This window comes from Ureibacillus endophyticus (assembly GCF_003628435.1).
Classification (GTDB): domain Bacteria; phylum Bacillota; class Bacilli; order Bacillales_A; family Planococcaceae; genus Ureibacillus; species Ureibacillus endophyticus.
This window is the reverse complement of record NZ_RBZN01000008.1, coordinates 17,349-33,107: the sequence shown is the minus strand read 5'-3', so window position 1 is coordinate 33,107 and position 15,759 is coordinate 17,349. Positions and strand designations below refer to the sequence as shown.

Annotated in this window: 19 protein-coding genes; 8 read left to right on the top strand and 11 right to left on the bottom strand. The window is 33.5% G+C overall.

What is annotated here, in order from left to right:
* Positions 1-50: 50 nt before the first annotated feature.
* Positions 51-959 (bottom strand): cytochrome aa3 quinol oxidase subunit II, encoded by a 909-nt coding sequence (qoxA, locus tag D8M03_RS05290; protein ID WP_211330870.1) that lies wholly within the window; start codon positions 957-959, stop codon positions 51-53.
* A 518-nt stretch (positions 960-1,477) separates the two neighbouring features.
* Entirely contained in the window at positions 1,478-1,957 is a 480-nt protein-coding gene (locus tag D8M03_RS05285; RefSeq protein ID WP_121213731.1) for a DUF2231 domain-containing protein, read from the bottom strand.
* A gap of 161 nt (positions 1,958-2,118) precedes the next feature.
* Here D8M03_RS05285 and D8M03_RS05280 point away from each other — a divergent pair, with 161 nt between their 5' ends.
* Complete coding sequence (locus tag D8M03_RS05280) at positions 2,119-2,796, top strand: response regulator transcription factor (RefSeq protein ID WP_121213730.1); 678 nt, start codon at positions 2,119-2,121, stop codon at positions 2,794-2,796.
* Complete coding sequence (locus D8M03_RS05275; RefSeq protein ID WP_121213729.1) at positions 2,789-4,039, top strand: sensor histidine kinase; 1,251 nt, start codon at positions 2,789-2,791, stop codon at positions 4,037-4,039. The genes D8M03_RS05280 and D8M03_RS05275 overlap by 8 nt, the downstream gene beginning before the upstream one ends.
* A gap of 4 nt (positions 4,040-4,043) precedes the next feature.
* Here the strand turns inward: D8M03_RS05275 and D8M03_RS05270 are convergent, their stop codons facing one another.
* From D8M03_RS05270 to D8M03_RS05255, 4 genes are read right to left on the bottom strand one after another with little or no spacing between them, the layout of a single operon-like run.
* Positions 4,044-4,595 carry a ferric reductase-like transmembrane domain-containing protein gene (locus tag D8M03_RS05270; RefSeq protein WP_121213728.1) on the bottom strand — a complete coding sequence of 184 codons (552 nt, stop codon included), beginning with the start codon at positions 4,593-4,595 and terminating at the stop codon, positions 4,044-4,046.
* A complete protein-coding gene (locus D8M03_RS05265; protein ID WP_245987464.1) occupies positions 4,585-5,493 on the bottom strand; it encodes an FAD:protein FMN transferase in 909 nt (302 codons plus the stop codon). Before D8M03_RS05265 ends, D8M03_RS05270 begins: the two co-directional genes overlap by 11 nt.
* Positions 5,494-5,507: 14 nt before the next feature.
* Positions 5,508-5,753, bottom strand: coding sequence for a hypothetical protein (locus D8M03_RS05260; protein ID WP_121213727.1), 246 nt, complete (start codon positions 5,751-5,753; stop codon positions 5,508-5,510).
* 11 nt (positions 5,754-5,764) lie between these two features.
* Positions 5,765-6,403 (bottom strand): copper amine oxidase N-terminal domain-containing protein, encoded by a 639-nt coding sequence (locus D8M03_RS05255; RefSeq protein WP_121213726.1) that lies wholly within the window; start codon positions 6,401-6,403, stop codon positions 5,765-5,767.
* A 474-nt stretch (positions 6,404-6,877) separates the two neighbouring features.
* Between D8M03_RS05255 and D8M03_RS05250 the strand changes: the two genes are divergently transcribed.
* The gene (locus tag D8M03_RS05250) at positions 6,878-7,171 is read left to right on the top strand and encodes a hypothetical protein (protein ID WP_121213725.1); all 294 of its coding nucleotides are present in this window, start codon (positions 6,878-6,880) and stop codon (positions 7,169-7,171) included.
* Positions 7,172-7,254: 83 nt separating this feature from the next.
* Here D8M03_RS05250 and D8M03_RS05245 read toward each other — a convergent pair whose 3' ends face one another.
* The 3 genes from D8M03_RS05245 to D8M03_RS05235 all read right to left on the bottom strand — a co-directional run bounded on the left by D8M03_RS05245 (position 7,255) and on the right by D8M03_RS05235 (position 9,637).
* Entirely contained in the window at positions 7,255-8,202 is a 948-nt protein-coding gene (locus tag D8M03_RS05245) for a TRM11 family SAM-dependent methyltransferase (protein WP_245987474.1), read from the bottom strand.
* A gap of 17 nt (positions 8,203-8,219) precedes the next feature.
* A complete protein-coding gene (locus D8M03_RS05240) occupies positions 8,220-8,672 on the bottom strand; it encodes a branched-chain amino acid aminotransferase (protein ID WP_121213723.1) in 453 nt (150 codons plus the stop codon).
* A 365-nt stretch (positions 8,673-9,037) separates the two neighbouring features.
* Positions 9,038-9,637 (bottom strand): methyltransferase, encoded by a 600-nt coding sequence (locus D8M03_RS05235; protein ID WP_121213722.1) that lies wholly within the window; start codon positions 9,635-9,637, stop codon positions 9,038-9,040.
* A 314-nt stretch (positions 9,638-9,951) separates the two neighbouring features.
* On the opposite strand from D8M03_RS05235, the gene D8M03_RS05230 reads away from it, so the two are divergent.
* The 4 genes from D8M03_RS05230 to D8M03_RS05215 all read left to right on the top strand — a co-directional run bounded on the left by D8M03_RS05230 (position 9,952) and on the right by D8M03_RS05215 (position 11,963).
* Positions 9,952-10,143 (top strand): MBL fold metallo-hydrolase, encoded by a 192-nt coding sequence (locus D8M03_RS05230; protein WP_121213721.1) that lies wholly within the window; start codon positions 9,952-9,954, stop codon positions 10,141-10,143.
* Positions 10,109-10,729 carry an MBL fold metallo-hydrolase gene (locus tag D8M03_RS05225; protein ID WP_121213720.1) on the top strand — a complete coding sequence of 207 codons (621 nt, stop codon included), beginning with the start codon at positions 10,109-10,111 and terminating at the stop codon, positions 10,727-10,729. Before D8M03_RS05230 ends, D8M03_RS05225 begins: the two co-directional genes overlap by 35 nt.
* 127 nt (positions 10,730-10,856) lie before the next feature.
* Complete coding sequence (locus tag D8M03_RS05220) at positions 10,857-11,591, top strand: YqjF family protein (RefSeq protein WP_121213719.1); 735 nt, start codon at positions 10,857-10,859, stop codon at positions 11,589-11,591.
* Positions 11,592-11,642: 51 nt separating this feature from the next.
* Positions 11,643-11,963: a YnfA family protein gene (locus D8M03_RS05215; RefSeq protein ID WP_170148389.1), complete on the top strand. Its 321-nt coding sequence runs from the start codon at positions 11,643-11,645 to the stop codon at positions 11,961-11,963.
* Between the two features lie 1,270 nt (positions 11,964-13,233).
* Here the strand turns inward: D8M03_RS05215 and D8M03_RS05210 are convergent.
* A complete protein-coding gene (locus tag D8M03_RS05210) occupies positions 13,234-14,973 on the bottom strand; it encodes a B12-binding domain-containing radical SAM protein (protein WP_121213718.1) in 1,740 nt (579 codons plus the stop codon).
* A 121-nt stretch (positions 14,974-15,094) separates the two neighbouring features.
* The gene (locus tag D8M03_RS05205) at positions 15,095-15,256 is read right to left on the bottom strand and encodes an aspartyl-phosphate phosphatase Spo0E family protein (protein ID WP_121213717.1); all 162 of its coding nucleotides are present in this window, start codon (positions 15,254-15,256) and stop codon (positions 15,095-15,097) included.
* 376 nt (positions 15,257-15,632) lie between these two features.
* Between D8M03_RS05205 and D8M03_RS05200 the strand changes: the two genes are divergently transcribed.
* Positions 15,633-15,722, top strand: a complete 90-nt coding sequence (locus D8M03_RS05200; protein WP_101918860.1) for a YfhE family protein — start codon at positions 15,633-15,635, stop codon at positions 15,720-15,722.
* Positions 15,723-15,759 lie beyond the last annotated feature (37 nt).

The following is a 15,759-nucleotide window of genomic DNA, read 5'->3' as shown; positions in this document are numbered from 1 at the left end:
ATATCTCCTTTCAAGAGAAATTACTAATCTATAAATCTCGTAACGAAAAATTAGTGATGAGCATGATCTGTTTCTTCGTGTGTTTCGTGAGTTTCGTGTTGGTCATGTTCAGATGAATCTTCTTCTGAATGATGGTTATGTTCAGGAGCAGGACTAAAGTCTAAATGTGTTCCTGTGAATGTCATTTGACCAAGGTGACCAGGTTCTAATAATGTTTCAAATTCATCTTCTGTTATTGGGTCTGCTGTTTCATGTACTTCTTCAACCCACTCGTCAAAATCTGCTTGAGTCATTGCTGTTACGTTAAATGTATTTTCAGCAAAACCTTTACCGCTGAAGTTTGCATTTCGACCTACAAATTCACCAGGTGCGTCCGCTGCTAAATGTAATGTCGTAACCATGTCAGCCATTGCATATTTTTGTCCACCAAGTTGTGGAATCCAAAAACTTGTGATTGATCCAAATGAGTAAAGCTTAAATTCGATTGGACGATCTGCTGGAATGTAAAGATAGTTTACTGTTTCAATTCCTTGTTCAGGGTAGCTAAAGTGCCATTTCCAATCAGATGATGAAGCATAAACAACTAGTGGTTCTTGATCTTCATATCCTTGTGGAGTGGATTCTACAATATAGTTACTTTTTACAGATACAAATGATAGAACGGCAACTATTATTACAGGGATACCTACACAAATTGCTTCTACCCAAATGTTCCCTTCTACATGAGGCGGTTCATAATCTGCAGGTAATTTTGAAGCGCGATATTTCCATAAAACATACACTAAAATTGCCATAACAACGATTACAATTCCTGCCATAATATAAATTGACAGCATTATGTCACTAGCTTGTCGTGCCGCTTGTGGACCTTTAGGATCTAAAACTAATAATGGTTCACATCCTGTTAGAAAAACTACAAGTGCTGTAAGTGAAGCTAATAGTGACCACTTTCTTTTCATAAAGATGCTCCTTTCTTGTCTCGAGCAAATTCGTCATGTAAGACCGTTCTCGAAAACCTTTATGCTAATTTATTTTATATAACTTCATGTAAGATAGACATATTTCCACTATGAATATAGTGTTTAATTCACAATTTGTTCATAAAAAAGATATAAAGTTGTCGCAAATAAAAGCGGTTTCACAAATTATTCATTAGTTTGGAAAATAGTAAGGCTTTATACTTGATTTATTCATAGAAAGGTATTTGAATATAATGAGTTTTTATGGAAATTCCTTGGTAGAAATGGAAGTAGATACTGAGTTAAGGGGAATTTATACAAAATGGCAAGGGTTTTGGCGAATGAAAAGGTTATATGTAGTATAATAAACGAGAAAATCTATTTACTTATACTAGAATAACATATTTAATAAAGAAAAATAAGTTTTTTTTAGAATTTGTGTGATAATTCGAGGAACTTGATTCTAGAAAGAAAAAATACCCGCTTAGTGTTGATGAACTAATCGGGTATTTTTATTATTATTCATTTTGAAAATTTACTTCAATTGATTGAGAAGGTTGATTATAGACAACTTTTCCTCCTAGATGTCCTGTTATGATTAAAGCAGTTATCCCAAAAATACAAAGCAGTACTATTAATATAGAAGAAACTCCTTTTATTATCGCACCTTTTGACCACTTAATCTCTTTAAGTATTGAATGTTTGAAAATCAACTTTAATAATAAAAGGATAAAAAATACTAATAACGATAACCCTGCATAAAATTCGTGTAGTTCAATTGTTTCGTGAACGGATTTTCCCCAAGCATTTTTTGCAAAATGTTCAGCATTCTCACCACTTAAATAACTTCCAACACCTGTAACAATCCCTATAATCATTAATAATGTGCCAAATTTGTTCAATGTTTCTTTCTTAACAAAAACATTTACTACTTCGATAATGGCAGCAACAAAAAGTAAAGCAATTGGAAAATGAACAACTAATGGATGTAATGGCATAATCATAACTCCTTTTTTATTTTTAACGTTCACATGGAAACTGAAAATACTCTGAAATTGTTCTTGCTTTTTTTAATTATTTTACAAAAATACTTGATTAGTTAATGGAAAAAATAACCTATAATAAGACTATCTAAGCAATCACGAAAGTAGGATGTTGTATGAAAATACTTTTAGCAGAAGATGATCAACGGTTACAAAAAAATATGGTTCATATGATTAAGAAACAATACCACCAAGTGGATGCTGTTGATAATGGACAAGAAGCTTATGAATATACGCTATTTGAGGATTATGATTTATTAATTCTAGATTGGATGATGCCACAATTATCGGGTATCGAAGTTTGTAAAAAACTTAGGGAAAACGGGTTTTCAGGTGGAATCTTAATGCTTACTGCAAAGGATAGCTGCCAAAATATTATCGAAGGATTGGACGCTGGAGCAGATGACTATATCATTAAGCCCTTCAAAACAGAGGAATTATTAGCGAGAATGCGGGCAGTTCTTCGGAGAAAGGATAAACCCGTTGAAAATACGATTGTTATTGGGGATTTGGTATTGCAACTAAATTCTCGGATAGTAAAAAGGGGAGACGAGGAAATTCCGTTAACAAAAAATGAGTTTCTTCTATTAGAATACTTGTTCATTAATAAAGGGCATGTCTTAACGCGGGAACAAATTTATTCACATGTTTGGGGCTTCGAAGCTGAAATTTCGGATAACGCCCTCGATGCCCTCGTAAAATTAGTAAGAAGAAAAATAGATAAGGACCGTAAATGTTCCATTATTCAAAATGTGCGTGGCATCGGTTATCGAGTGAGAGAAGACAATGTTTAATCAAACACGAAAAAAATTATCATTATTTTATGCTAGTTGTTTTTTCTTATTTTTTCTTTTCTTTATTCTGATACTTTACTTTTCAATTGTCCATTTAGTAAAGCAGGGGCAAATTGAGGAATTAGAGAGTTATTATCATGAACAAAAACATGATTTATACAAGCATTTCAATGATCAGTTTAAATTATTCTACGAACCAAATCGTACTTACTTTTATTACATTTATACACCAGACCATCAATTAGTCCATGGTGATGAGTCTTATCAAGGATTATCTCGTGAAATTGAAAAAATTTATGGTACTGAAGTTATAAAGGATAGTCAAATTAATAGAGTAAAGTTTGAAGGACATCAATTTTTATTATTGTCAAAGCCTATATCAAACAAACAGAAGATTGATGGCTATATGATCTTAGGAAAGAACATTACTTCACAATATCATTTCATAAAGAATATGGTTTTGTTATTGATTGTTTTAACTGTTATTTTTTCAATTTTTATTGCATTCCTCAGTTACTTTATGGCGGGAAAAGCTATGATTCCGATTAGAAAGTCTTTTGACAAGCAAATGAAGTTTGTTTCAGATGCTTCCCACGAATTACGTACTCCTTTAAGTATCTTTTACAGTTCATTGGACATTTTGGACGAAGATGAAGGGGAGAATTTAAGTAGTTTTGGAAAGGAGCTAGTTGAAGATTTAAAACATGAATCTATATTAATGAAGGAATTACTGGAAAAACTATTATTTTTGGCAAGGTATGATCAAAAAAATTGGTCTAATCAAAAGGAAATCATTCAACTTTCTGAATTACTAACTTCAATTGGTTCAAAATTTGAGAGAACTCTTCCAGATTCAATCAGACTTCAATGTACGATTGAAAAGGGTATCGAATTTGAATGCGATCGCACACAAATACAACAACTGGTTTATATACTTTTAGATAATGCATCTCGATACACAGAAGAGGGAGAAATAACCTTATCATTGAAGAAAAATAATGATGACTACATTGTTATTTCTGTGAAAGACACAGGGGTAGGAATTAGTAAGGAAGAATTACCGAACATATTTGACCGATTTTATCGAAGTGATGAAGTGCGTAAACGTGATGGAACAGGCTTAGGGTTGTCGATTGCTAATGCAATTACTGAACTTCACGGAGGAAAAATTACGGTTGAGAGTGAATTAGGAAAAGGTTCAACCTTCTCTATTCGATTGCCATTTGAAAAAGGCGTATCCTAAAAAATTAGGACACGCCTTTTTCTCTATGCGTAGATAATCTTTGATGTGAAAATGCTCTTAAAAGTAACAGTAAAACAACGGCACATACCGAAATTCCGTAGAAAACAGTAATCATTGGACGTTCTGAATCTGTTCCAAGAAAAATGCCATGAAGTAAAGAGAATATCCAAGCTGGGAATACGAGGAAATGAGACTTTTTCCATAATGAAAATCCTAATTTTCGTATCCATAAATCTGAATTGAAAATAACAAATAAAAATAGATAGAAAGCTATGGTACCCAACGTTGAAAAAACAGTCTCATAATCAGCTTTAAACGGTATTAGGAGTTCGCCAATTGTGAATGGCTCAAATTTATCAAGTATTAACAGTAACATGTGGCCTATTAGAGTGAATAAACCCATCCAAGAAGCAACTTGATGAATTTGAAAAACTAAATTTTTATTCTTTTTTATAATTATTGATTTTCTAAGAAGTCCAAATACGATTGAAATAGTAAAATTAAAATAGGCTAAAAATCCAAGTAGCCTTATCCATTCCCAATTACTAATGAACATATGTTTTCCCCCTAGGTGTAATCCAAACTGGTTGTTCATTTTCACTAATAATAAATCGAGCGGATAAAATGTGATGTTTTTCCAACCAATGTTGGTGTTCTAAATTGTTCTGGAGAAAACAAAGTTTTACAGCTACTTCAGCATCCGAAAGGCTATTTGTGACAACTGTTGCTTGTACGATTGGGGATATTGCTATTTCTCCAGTTTGACCGTTCAATAAATGATGCTTTTGTTTTCCGTTCATCTGCCAACTTCGATATACTCGATTAGAAGTGGCAATCGCTCCGTTTTTAATTTTAATAGAAGTGATTTCCTCGTCTTCTTTGAATGGGTCCGAAATCCCAATAATCCATTCTTTTTCACAGTTGGACCATAACTTCATATCACCACCACCATCGACAATTCCAAATTCTTGTGAAATATTGTACTTTAACCAATTTGCCACTTTTTCAACGATATATCCTTTTGCAAAGCCTCCTAAGTCAATTTCCTCATTTGTGATTTTTAAAATCCTTTTATTCGGCAAGAAAATGATTGGGTTAAGAAGGGGCTTCTCAAATTTTTCAGAAGTTTTATCCACTTTTTGAAATGGAAAGGATTTTTGATATCCATGAGATTCTATCTGTTTTTTTAAATATGGTGAAAATAATCCATCTGTTAAACAATAGTAACAATGTGCTTTGTATAAACAATCGTATAAATCTTCTGATATTGTTAAAGTGTCACCAATACGTAATTTGTTTATCTTTGATAATTCATTATTATCGTCAAATCTAGACCATTGTTTTTCTATTGTTTGAAGCCAATTAGTGACATGATCCTTCCATCGTGTATTTGAGTTAGACGAAAGAGAGATGTAAAATTCTGTATTCATTACCTGTAAAGTTAATGTATCCACTGTTCCAACTCCTTCTACGATCTCTTCGTTTTTCTTTCACTTTGAAATGATTGTGACGGAATGACTATTTCAAAATTGGACCAATCTAATTGAGCTAGTTGTTTTTCTCGTGATGACATATTTTCTAGTTGGTTTACATTGAAAGTGGTTATTTTTGTCTCAGTATTTTCAGTAGTATTGCTTATTTGTGTTAATAAGATAGCAGATAGCACGACACCGGATGAGCCAACTATCCATTTAGCCTTTTTATCATCATTCATTTCTGTCACCTCTAGTTATTAAATTTTTTAAAGATTAAAGTATCGTCTTGCCATTCAGCAATAAATCCAAGTCCATTGGATATCACGCTTATAGGAAGATAAAGGTCTTGATTCATGTAAAATGCTTTTGCTGGAATAGGTGTTTTTATATTATTTTCATACGCTACGTTTGTACCTGCACGGAAGATCAATTCAGTATCAATAGTCGTCAGCTCTAATATTTGACTAGTCGGATAAAATATTGATTCTGCGCCTAATAAACGTGCTATATCTTGTCCTGCTACGAACAATTCATTTTCACTTGGTATAACATAGGAAAGTAATTCATCAGAACTGTTTTCACACTTTAGTAAAACTTTTCTAGCTTCTGTAAAGGGAAGTTCGCCTTTTGTGATGGACGTTTCTCTTAACCAAATATTCCAGGTGCTATTTTGTATAGGAATTTCGTAGTAATCGTAATATTCTTCATAATCATGATGATCATCATCGTAATCTTCATGGTCTTCATAATCATCGAAATCCTCATAGTGTTTATGTTCTTTGTATCTTTCATGTTTGTGATGATCATCTGCATCAGCATTGACAAAATACTGACTGAAAAAATTACCTCCAAGCAAGAAAAGCATTAAGATTACTGTTTTTTTTAACATACTAGTTCCTCCTTTGCCCACTAAGTGTATAGATAAAAAATGAGATTAATCTGAAATTTTGTATAAATATTAAATCTTTCTTGTTGCCTCTCATTGGAAGTACACAATTGAATCTTATTGATAATTACATATTATCCGACACTTTGATTTATAATATTTCTGACTTCCCGCAACTTAATCAAGATAAAACCAGTTATAATCACGCAAATTTATTAAGTTAAAATAATTGTGTTGAAACCTTATTTTGATATAATTAATAAATCGAAAAATATTTAGAATACAGTGTAGAAAAATTGTAGATTAATAGGTATAGTTAAAAAGGCAGTAATTAAATGATTGGGTTAACGTAACAACATTTTTTATGGTTGTTTTCATTGCTCAGTGATTATAGGGTATACTTTTTATATATCTATGATGGTACAAAAGAGGGACAGGTTTTATCCTTTTACACGACAGTTTTATTGGAGGTTTAATATGAATTACAGAATTACAAACAAACCGGTATTTGAACAAGCACAAGTACGTTCTGTAGCAGATGTTGTTTTTACAGAAGAAGAATTAAAAAATGGAATGAGACTTGCTGTAAGTAAAGCAGATCCAACATTAGAATTGTATTTAATTGACGTAGATGGTCAAAAGAAATTTGATGTACGCTGGGACGATTCATCTGAAATCTTTGTTGGTTGGTTCTCAGCATGGGATAATTTCGTATGGTGTTTAAACACAGCTGAAAAAGAAAAACAAGCAAATACTGCACCACAAGAATAAAAGTTAACCGAAAGCAATTTTACATTGTTTTCGGTTTTTTAGTTTTATTAAAATAAAAAAGCCCCCAAAAATGGGAGCTTGGATTATTGGCATAACAATATTTGTCGTTCAAATTGCATTTTTTTAGCAATACAACGATCTTTAATAATAAAACCTGCTTTAATTACAAATACATCGATTGGCTCGACCGTTACAAATACGACTTTATCCGCTATACGGCGAGCGTTTTGGATTAAATCGAATTGTTCATCATCTGTTATATGTGAATAAATATTATAGGGTAAGTCTACTATGGCAACATCATAATGTTCAGTTACTTCTGCAATCGGCCCCTTCGTAATGTTGCTTTCAAGACCGAAATAGCTAATATTTTCCCTTGCCCCAACACAAACTAGGGGACTGATATCTCGTCCAACAATGTTCATTCCCATTGAAAGGCCTTCAACGACAACCGTACCAATTCCACAACAAGGGTCGATTATTCGAAGATTCTCAGGTTTTGGAGCAGCAATATTGGCAACAGCTCGAGCTACGCGAGTATTTAGAGCTGTGGAATAACTATTGGGCTTATGTACGTGTTGACGCCAAACCGATTCACTTTTTTCATAAATTCCAAAATACCATCGTTTTTCTAATAAAAGAATACCAAAAATTTTATCAGGATGATCTAGTTCAGGTTCACCATCTATATTCAATCCCACTTCGCGTTCAATTTTTCGACGTTCTGGATGTGGGATTTTCTTTGTATCCCCAATATCAAATTTGTTTAAATTGATTACTTTAAAAGTGGAACTTACTTGAACAGTTTTAGCAAAGTTTGAAATTTCGTCAAGTTCGTTACTTTCAAATAAAACTTCAAGTCGTTCCTCAATGAAAGGGCTACGACTTGGGTCAACCTTTATATCACTAATTAGAAAATTTGCTTGGGTATCGAAACCAAAAAATGAACGCATCTCCATTCTACAAAGATCATGTTCATCATGATGGTGTACATAGGTATAAATGTAAGTAGGTTTCTTCTGTATGTTCAGGTCGTTTCTCCTCAATTCTAGTTGTTTTGCTCAAGGGCAGATAATAATTTAGTCATAAAATTAGATGTGATAGACAGTGTTTCTTCAATTGTCGTCTCTTGGAAACCTTCCATCATATCTATTGGAATGTTTAAATCCCATAATCCTTCATCTCCAGAAAACATTGCGCTGAAATTTTTAATTTCTCCTCCATGCAAGTTTTCATTTAAGAATGATTTAATAGTAGATGCATGCTTTTTTTGGACTTTTAAGCCAAGTAACACCATATACGTTTTAAAAACATCATCGACTTCAAGGGATAGTGAATCTGTTTTAAATGTCTCAAAGGATGGTGATTCGATATAAAGAAATTCATTTTGGTGTTCCTTTAAATAAGTGATTGGTTTACTTAAAAATGAAGCATCTGGTTTTGATAATGTTTCCTCTGTTTCTTTATCACAAAGTTCAATATATACATTGTTTAATTCCATATTTCCAGCCTCCTTAAGGTTAGTATATCCTTAACAGAAATAAAAAATAGACAACCAAGAAGGATGCCTAATTATGAATTATAGCACAATAAAATTTTTTTGAAAAAGAACTTGCAAATATAAATATATTACTCTATAATAATATATAGAATACAAGAGATTCGAATGAACAACCGTTTCCGTTAGGTGCTGGTAACACTTAACATGAGGAAGCGGTTTTTCTTTTGCCTGAATGGTTCAAAAATAGCTTGCTAAATCAAATATATTACTTTATAATAATATTTAGAATACAAGTGATTCGAATGAACAACCGTTTCCGTTAGGTGCTGGTAACACTTAACTAAAGGAAACGGTTTTTCTTTTGTCTAAAATTGGTTCAAACGATATATTAAAAATCGTTCAAAAGGGTTTTTATCATATAAAACCGGCAAGGGCACTTCTTGTACTAGTTCGAAGTTCGTGCTGGTCTCTAAAAAATATCGATAGTCATCGGAAGCGTAATATAAAATGATGTCAATTTCACGTGGAGCAGCTTCTACTGATCGTAAAATATTATTCACCACTTTCATAAACACTTGAACTGTAAATGGGTTGAAAAAATAAAACTTATTATGTTCAGCTTCGATTTTATATTTTTCAGCATAGCAATTAACAAACTGAATTTGCCCAGCATGATATTGATAATTTTTTAAATTATCGAATGCATCATCTAAAAATTTCTGATTCATTTCAATTCCGATACACGATGCATGGAATAAATAGTTCGTAAAAAAATTTAAACGTCCTTTCCCACACCCAAAATCTACTAATGTATCACTGCTTTTTATTGGATAGTGTTTAAATAATTCTTCTAACGCACTGTAGGGTGTAGGTTCATATGGGTGGTAATACACAGAATGATTAACTTCCACTTTTTTTTGACGTGTATTAATCTTCAATAATTTATCGTAATAATATTCTTTCACAAACTTTCCTCGTTCCTAGTAACAATGTACGTTTATTATACCTCTTATTGTCTTCAAAATTGTGGTCCTTTTTATTTTGTACAGTTTGATTAAGATTCTGCAATCGAATGAGCTATACTTGCTCTTTTTTTCCAATTTAACCAAAAAGAAGTGAGATTTAATTAATTGTTATTTTTTTCAAATAAGCAACATAAATTTATCTGGGCAGATATCCTTATATGATTTTCACTAGGATAGAGGTACCGAAAAGCAAAAGAGAATTTAGTGAAAAAAATCTATCACTCAAAATAATCTAAGGGATTCGGGGGATTAAAATGAAAATATTACGATTAGGTCATGCAATGTATGTGTTAACAAGTAAAAAGGGGAATCATTATTTAATCGATCCTTTCTTTGACATGAATCCAGGTTGTCCAAGTGAGTATCAGACAGAAGAATTTTTATCCACCATCAAAGGGGTATTATTGACACATGGTCACTTTGATCATAGTAGTGGTTTTAGATAAATTACGAAAGGCAAACCCAGATTGCTTAGTTTTAGCCCAATATGAATTGGCGTTAATTTTAGGTAAAAAAGGATTTAATAATGTTTATCCATTAAACTTTGGAGGAAGTTTTGATTTTGATGATATGAGAGCAACAATGGTACAAGCTAGACATTCTTCAAGTTATGGTGAATTGGAAGGGATGCCGATTTATGCAGGAGAATCTGCTGGATATGTACTCGAATTTACAGGAGATCGAACAGTTTATCATTCAGGCGACACAATGATTATGTCCGATATGAAATTGATTCAAGATCTATATCAACCATCCATTGCAATACTTTCTTCATCAGGACAATTTACAATGGGTCCAAGAGAAGCAGCATATGCAGTGGAAAATTTACTCGATGTTGACTACGTTATTCCAAGTCACACATTCCCGAGTGAACAATCAGCCATTTCAAAAGACGTATTAAATGGATTGCTCCAAGCTTTCCCAGTTGTTGGAAATATGATTGAAAAAGATATAGAATTAAAAGATTACCTATCTAATCAAACGAAAACGAAAGTGGTAGTTTTAGGTTATGGTGAAGAAGAAACATTTTGAATAGCTCAAACAATAGACCACGAGTTTTTCGTGGTTTTTTGATATATTATGAATTCGAAATCACTTGTATTGTTCCGTAGTTTTTGGCAAAAATGTGTAGTATTAATGCTAAAGTGAGGGACGTAGGGTGATAGAGCGTAACGTATACAATAGTCGTAAGTTGCAGTTGCCGAAAATACCATGGATTATGAAACAAACTTGGGAAAACTCTTTATTCATCCATTACCCTGTAAGAAAAGAAGTTCTCGAACCGTTGATTCCTTGTGAACTTGCGTTAGATACCTATGATGAGGTAGGGTGGGTGTCTATTGTACCTTATTATATTCGAGATTTACGTGGAAAAGGGTTGCCACCAATTCCTGGGACAAGTGAATTTCCAGGGTATAATCTACGTACCTATATAAAAGGAAAAGACAAACCGGGTATTTATTTCTTTTATCTGGGTGCCGGGAATTTTCTTGCTCCAAAACTGGCGAGACCTTTTTTTCGTTTACCTTATATGCAGGAAAATCTAAAAATGTGGAAGGGCGTTGACGGGATAAGGTTTGAAGGTGAGCAGTTATCATGTCATTATGTTCATAAGAAAAAACCATTTAATCCAAAAAAAGGATCGTTGGAGGAATGGTTGCTTGAAAGATATTGTTTTTACACATTGATTAAAGGGAAAATATTTCAATGCAATATAGTCCATCCATCATGGGTGATTTATGAGGCAAATGCAGAATTTCATGAGAACAGTTTACTATCAAAATATAAAATTGATCCACTAATGTATAAGCCAATATTGCATTTTTCCAAAAGGGCAGAAGTCAAAATATGGCCATTAGTACCAGTAAAAAATAATAAACACTTCTCCACTTAATGCATTTCATGTACGCTAAATGAAAAGTGCTAAGAGGAAGTGTATTTGTTGATGTATGCAGCAATTTTATTTATTTTAGCTGGCGTCGCTGAAATTGGTGGCGGTTATTTAATTTGGCTATGGTTACGAGAAGGCAAACCATTTTATTGGGGAGTATTTGGTGGACTAGCACTCGCAATTTACGGTGTAGTTGCTACGTTCCAAACATTCCCATCTTTCGGTCGAGTCTACGCAGCTTATGGCGGTGTCTTTATCGTGTTGTCAATATTATGGGGATGGGGAATCGATAAAAAAACCCCAGACCTATTCGACTGGATCCGTGCAGCCATTTGCTTAGTAGGGGTAGCAGTCATGCTAATCCCACGTTCTTAGTAATAGTGATTTTAATTAATGTGAATAAAATGATTTTCGAAATAAGTACAATTCCCCAAATAGGTGAATTGTATTTTTTTGTATTAAGTAGTTGTACTTAATATAAGAAAACGCGGCCTACCACTGAAAGCCGCGCAAAAAATCCAGAAAATGTAGTAGCCAGTATATTAAAGTGAGAGGACTCTACAAAAGCACAGTGACAAGTCGTAGAGACAACAACAAGTTGGCTCTGCGGCTTGTGTGCGGAGTCTTCTCACTAATCAGTACAAACAATTTTTGAAAATATATTTTAATAAAAATTTTGAGAGGCAAAAAAATTAGAAAACGCGGCCTACCACTGAAAGCCGCGCAAAAAATCCAGAAGAATTAGTAGCCAAAATATTAAAGTGAGAGGACTCTACAAAAGCACAGTGACAAGTCGTAGAGACAACAACAAGTTGGCTCTGAGGCTTGTTGTGCGAAGTCCTCTCACTAAACAGTGCAAACAATTTTTGAATTTATTTTAATAAAAATTTTGCGGAGGGATTCACTTTAAATAATTAAGCAAAAATTTATGAGGCAAATAAAATTAGAAAACGCGGCCTACCACTGTAAGCCGCGCAAAAATCCAGAAGAATTAGTAGCCAAAATATTAAAGTGAGAGGACTCTACAAAAGCACAAAGACAAGTAGTAGAGACAACAACAATTTGGCTCTGCGGCTTGTGTGCGAAGTCCTCTCACAAAACAGTACGAACCATTTTTGAATTTTATTTTAATAAAAATTTTGCGGAGGGATTCACTTTAAATAATTAAGCAAAAATTTATGAGGCAAATAAAATTAGAAAACGCGGCCTACCACTGTAAGCCGCGCAAAAAATCCAGAACTTTTAGTATGCAAAATATTAAAGTGAGAGGACTCTACAAAAGCACAGTGACAAGTCGTAGAGACAACAACAAGTTGGCTCTGCGGCTTGTGTGCGAAGTCCTCTCACAAAACAGTACGAACCATTTTTGAATTTATTTTAATAAAAATTTTGCCGAGGGATTCACTTTTAATATTTAAGTAAAATTTTGGGTGGCTAATAAATTAGAAAACGCGGCCTACCACTGTAAGCCGCGCAAAAAATCCAGAACTTTTAGTATGCAAAATATTAAAGTGAGAGGACTCTACAAAAGCACAGTGACAAGTCGTAGAGACAACAACAAGTTGGCTCTGCGGCTTGTGTGCGAAGTCCTCTCACAAAACAGTAAATACTATTTTTGAATATATATTAGAATAAATCGTTTAGCTTAACCTAACTGCAACGTAGCAAATATTGGAGTTTTGCCATTACGGAAATATGTTAATAAAATCCCTTTACTTTCCACAATCTCACCATTTGCAAACTTAGCATAATCAATCGCAAATGGAACAAGTAATGAATGCTTATAAAAATCTTTCTCCGTCACATTCAACTCTGCATACTCTTCACCAGCTAAAAGAGGATTCTCTTTTAACATAGTGAATATCTCCTTTTGCTCACTTGACGAAACGCGTTCATCCCACCACAATTTACGCGGTTGGAATTGCTGTCTTGCTAAATAATCCAGCTGCATCAAACTTCGTACAACAGGCAGATTAATATGTGACTGCGTTGCTAAAAACTCCTCAAGCCTTCTAAATAAATCCTCTAATTGATGCCCGATACGAGACCAACCTTTTTCTTCCCAATACGTACCAAAATTTTGGAAGAAATCAAATGGCGTTTCAAAGCCTTCTGTCACTAAATATTCAACCGTATTGTCCATACGATGGTCATTCCAATACTTTTCAAGAACATCCTCAGCATGTTTAATTCGAATAATTTCATCAAAGGTTAAAACATTGTTTGCAAAAATTTCATATGGCGCAACATCTACATACGTATAACCGTATTTTTCAGCTTCAATTCGAAGTCCAGTGCCACGCAACAATTTTAAGAATCCAAGTTGTAATTCTTCTGGTCGCATCGCAAATACATCATTAAACGTTTGACGGAAACTGTTATAGTCCTCTTCAGGAAGGCCAGCAATTAAATCTAAATGTTGATCGATTTTGCCGCCTTCTTTCACCATTGTTACCGTACGTTTTAATTTTTCGAAGTTTTGTCGACGTTTAACAAGTTCGTTTGTTAAATCATTCGTCGATTGAACTCCAATTTCAAATCGGAAAAGTCCTTTTGGTGCATTGTCATTTAAAAATTGAATAACTTCTGGGCGCATGATGTCTGCTGTAATTTCAAATTGGAATACAACACCTGGTACGTGCTCATCGATTAAGAATTGGAACATTTCCATCGCATAGCTCCGGCTAATGTTAAAAGTACGGTCCACGAATTTGATTGTTTTTGCACCATTAGCCATTAAATAACGGATATCATCTTTAATTTTTTCGCGATTAAAGTAACGAACGCCTACTTCAATTGAAGAAAGGCAAAATTGACAACTGAACGGACACCCGCGACTTGTTTCGATATATTGAATTCGTTTCCCTAGGTGAGGGAGGTCTTCTTTAAAACGGAATGGACTCGGTAGCTCACGTAGGTCAATTTTTGCGGGTTGGGCATGGATTTTAACTTTTCCATCTTGTAAGTAGCAAATCCCAGGAACTTCCTCTAGCGGAATATCACCTTGTAAATGCTCTAATAATTTTTTGAATGAGAATTCTCCTTCGCCCATAACGATGAAGTCAATTTCTTCAACACGTCGCAACCATTCATGAACATCGTATGAAACTTCAGGCCCTCCAAGTACAATTTTGATGTTTGGTGAAACGGCACGAAGCATTCGAATGACACGAATCGTTTCTTCAATATTCCAAATGTAGCAGCTAAAGCCAATTACATCTGGTTTGTATTGATATAAATCTGAAACAATATTGAAAGCAGGATCTTTAATTGTATATTCCACAATAGTTGGGTCAAACTCTGGTTGAGCAGCAGCTTTTAAACAACGAAGGGCTAAGTTTGTATGGATATATTTCGCATTAAGCGTTGTTAAGACAATATTCATTAAGTTGTAGTTCTCCTTTAAATTACACGATACTTCAACTTATGATTGTAGCAGTATTATTGGTTTTCTGCCACTTAATAAAAAGGAGGCGTCTAAAAATTATCAAGACGCCATATTAAAACTAAACGATCTTGCTATATTTATTTAGTAACGTATCCAATTCCTGACTAAAATTCACCACATCTGGGTGAGTGAAACCTAACAAGTTTGCCTTTTTGTACATACTTTTTCTTTTGAGTTCGATTTGTAGTATAAGTGTTTTTTTAATAATGAAATTAATCATATATACTCCTTCTCTTCTCAATATGGTTTATCAATCGGTAGTTGATGTTTGTATTATAAATCATCGAAAATAAAAATGTTGTCGTTTTATTTCAAATATTACAAAAATATTAAAATTGTTATCACGGGTGCATTTAATGGTATTTTTCAATGGGAAATAGAAAAAGACAGGAATTTTTGTTTAGCTAATTGGGGTATGTTTTGACGTATTTTGGTGGGAAATGAAATATGCTGGCGAAAACTTTTTTGTAGTCGACAATTTATTTCCCAAACTTTTTGATCTGCATAGCGGAAGGTGAAAAGGGAACACTAAACTTGATTCTATATTAAGAGGAGTGTTGAAGTTGAAAAACAAACAGCCACATCAACAGTTAACAGTGCAAGATAACCAGTTAACAAAAACACAAGAAGTATTATACCAAAAAGATTTTAAACGAGCAGATAGAGCAAGAGGAAAAAAACGATAAATTACTTTGCGCAACCTTTTCAGAATTTTTAAGGTTG

Bases quoted from the DNA above. Each gene is read 5' to 3' on its own strand.
- D8M03_RS05280 (WP_121213730.1), top strand. From the start codon at position 2,119: ATGAAAATACTTTTAGCAGAAGATGATCAACGGTTACAAAAAAATATG.
- D8M03_RS05215 (WP_170148389.1), top strand. From the start codon at position 11,643: ATGTATGCAGCAATTTTATTTATTTTAGCTGGCGTCGCTGAAATTGGT.
- D8M03_RS05270 (WP_121213728.1), bottom strand. From the start codon at position 4,595: ATGTTCATTAGTAATTGGGAATGGATAAGGCTACTTGGATTTTTAGCC.
- D8M03_RS05240 (WP_121213723.1), bottom strand. From the start codon at position 8,672: ATGGAATTAAACAATGTATATATTGAACTTTGTGATAAAGAAACAGAG.
- D8M03_RS05275 (WP_121213729.1), top strand. From the start codon at position 2,789: ATGTTTAATCAAACACGAAAAAAATTATCATTATTTTATGCTAGTTGT.
- D8M03_RS05250 (WP_121213725.1), top strand. From the start codon at position 6,878: ATGAATTACAGAATTACAAACAAACCGGTATTTGAACAAGCACAAGTA.
- D8M03_RS05285 (WP_121213731.1), bottom strand. From the start codon at position 1,957: ATGCCATTACATCCATTAGTTGTTCATTTTCCAATTGCTTTACTTTTT.
- D8M03_RS05230 (WP_121213721.1), top strand. From the start codon at position 9,952: ATGAAAATATTACGATTAGGTCATGCAATGTATGTGTTAACAAGTAAA.
- qoxA (WP_211330870.1), bottom strand. From the start codon at position 959: ATGAAAAGAAAGTGGTCACTATTAGCTTCACTTACAGCACTTGTAGTT.
- D8M03_RS05205 (WP_121213717.1), bottom strand. From the start codon at position 15,256: ATGATTAATTTCATTATTAAAAAAACACTTATACTACAAATCGAACTC.
- D8M03_RS05255 (WP_121213726.1), bottom strand. From the start codon at position 6,403: ATGTTAAAAAAAACAGTAATCTTAATGCTTTTCTTGCTTGGAGGTAAT.
- D8M03_RS05210 (WP_121213718.1), bottom strand. From the start codon at position 14,973: ATGAATATTGTCTTAACAACGCTTAATGCGAAATATATCCATACAAAC.
- D8M03_RS05260 (WP_121213727.1), bottom strand. From the start codon at position 5,753: ATGAATGATGATAAAAAGGCTAAATGGATAGTTGGCTCATCCGGTGTC.
- D8M03_RS05225 (WP_121213720.1), top strand. From the start codon at position 10,109: ATGGTCACTTTGATCATAGTAGTGGTTTTAGATAAATTACGAAAGGCA.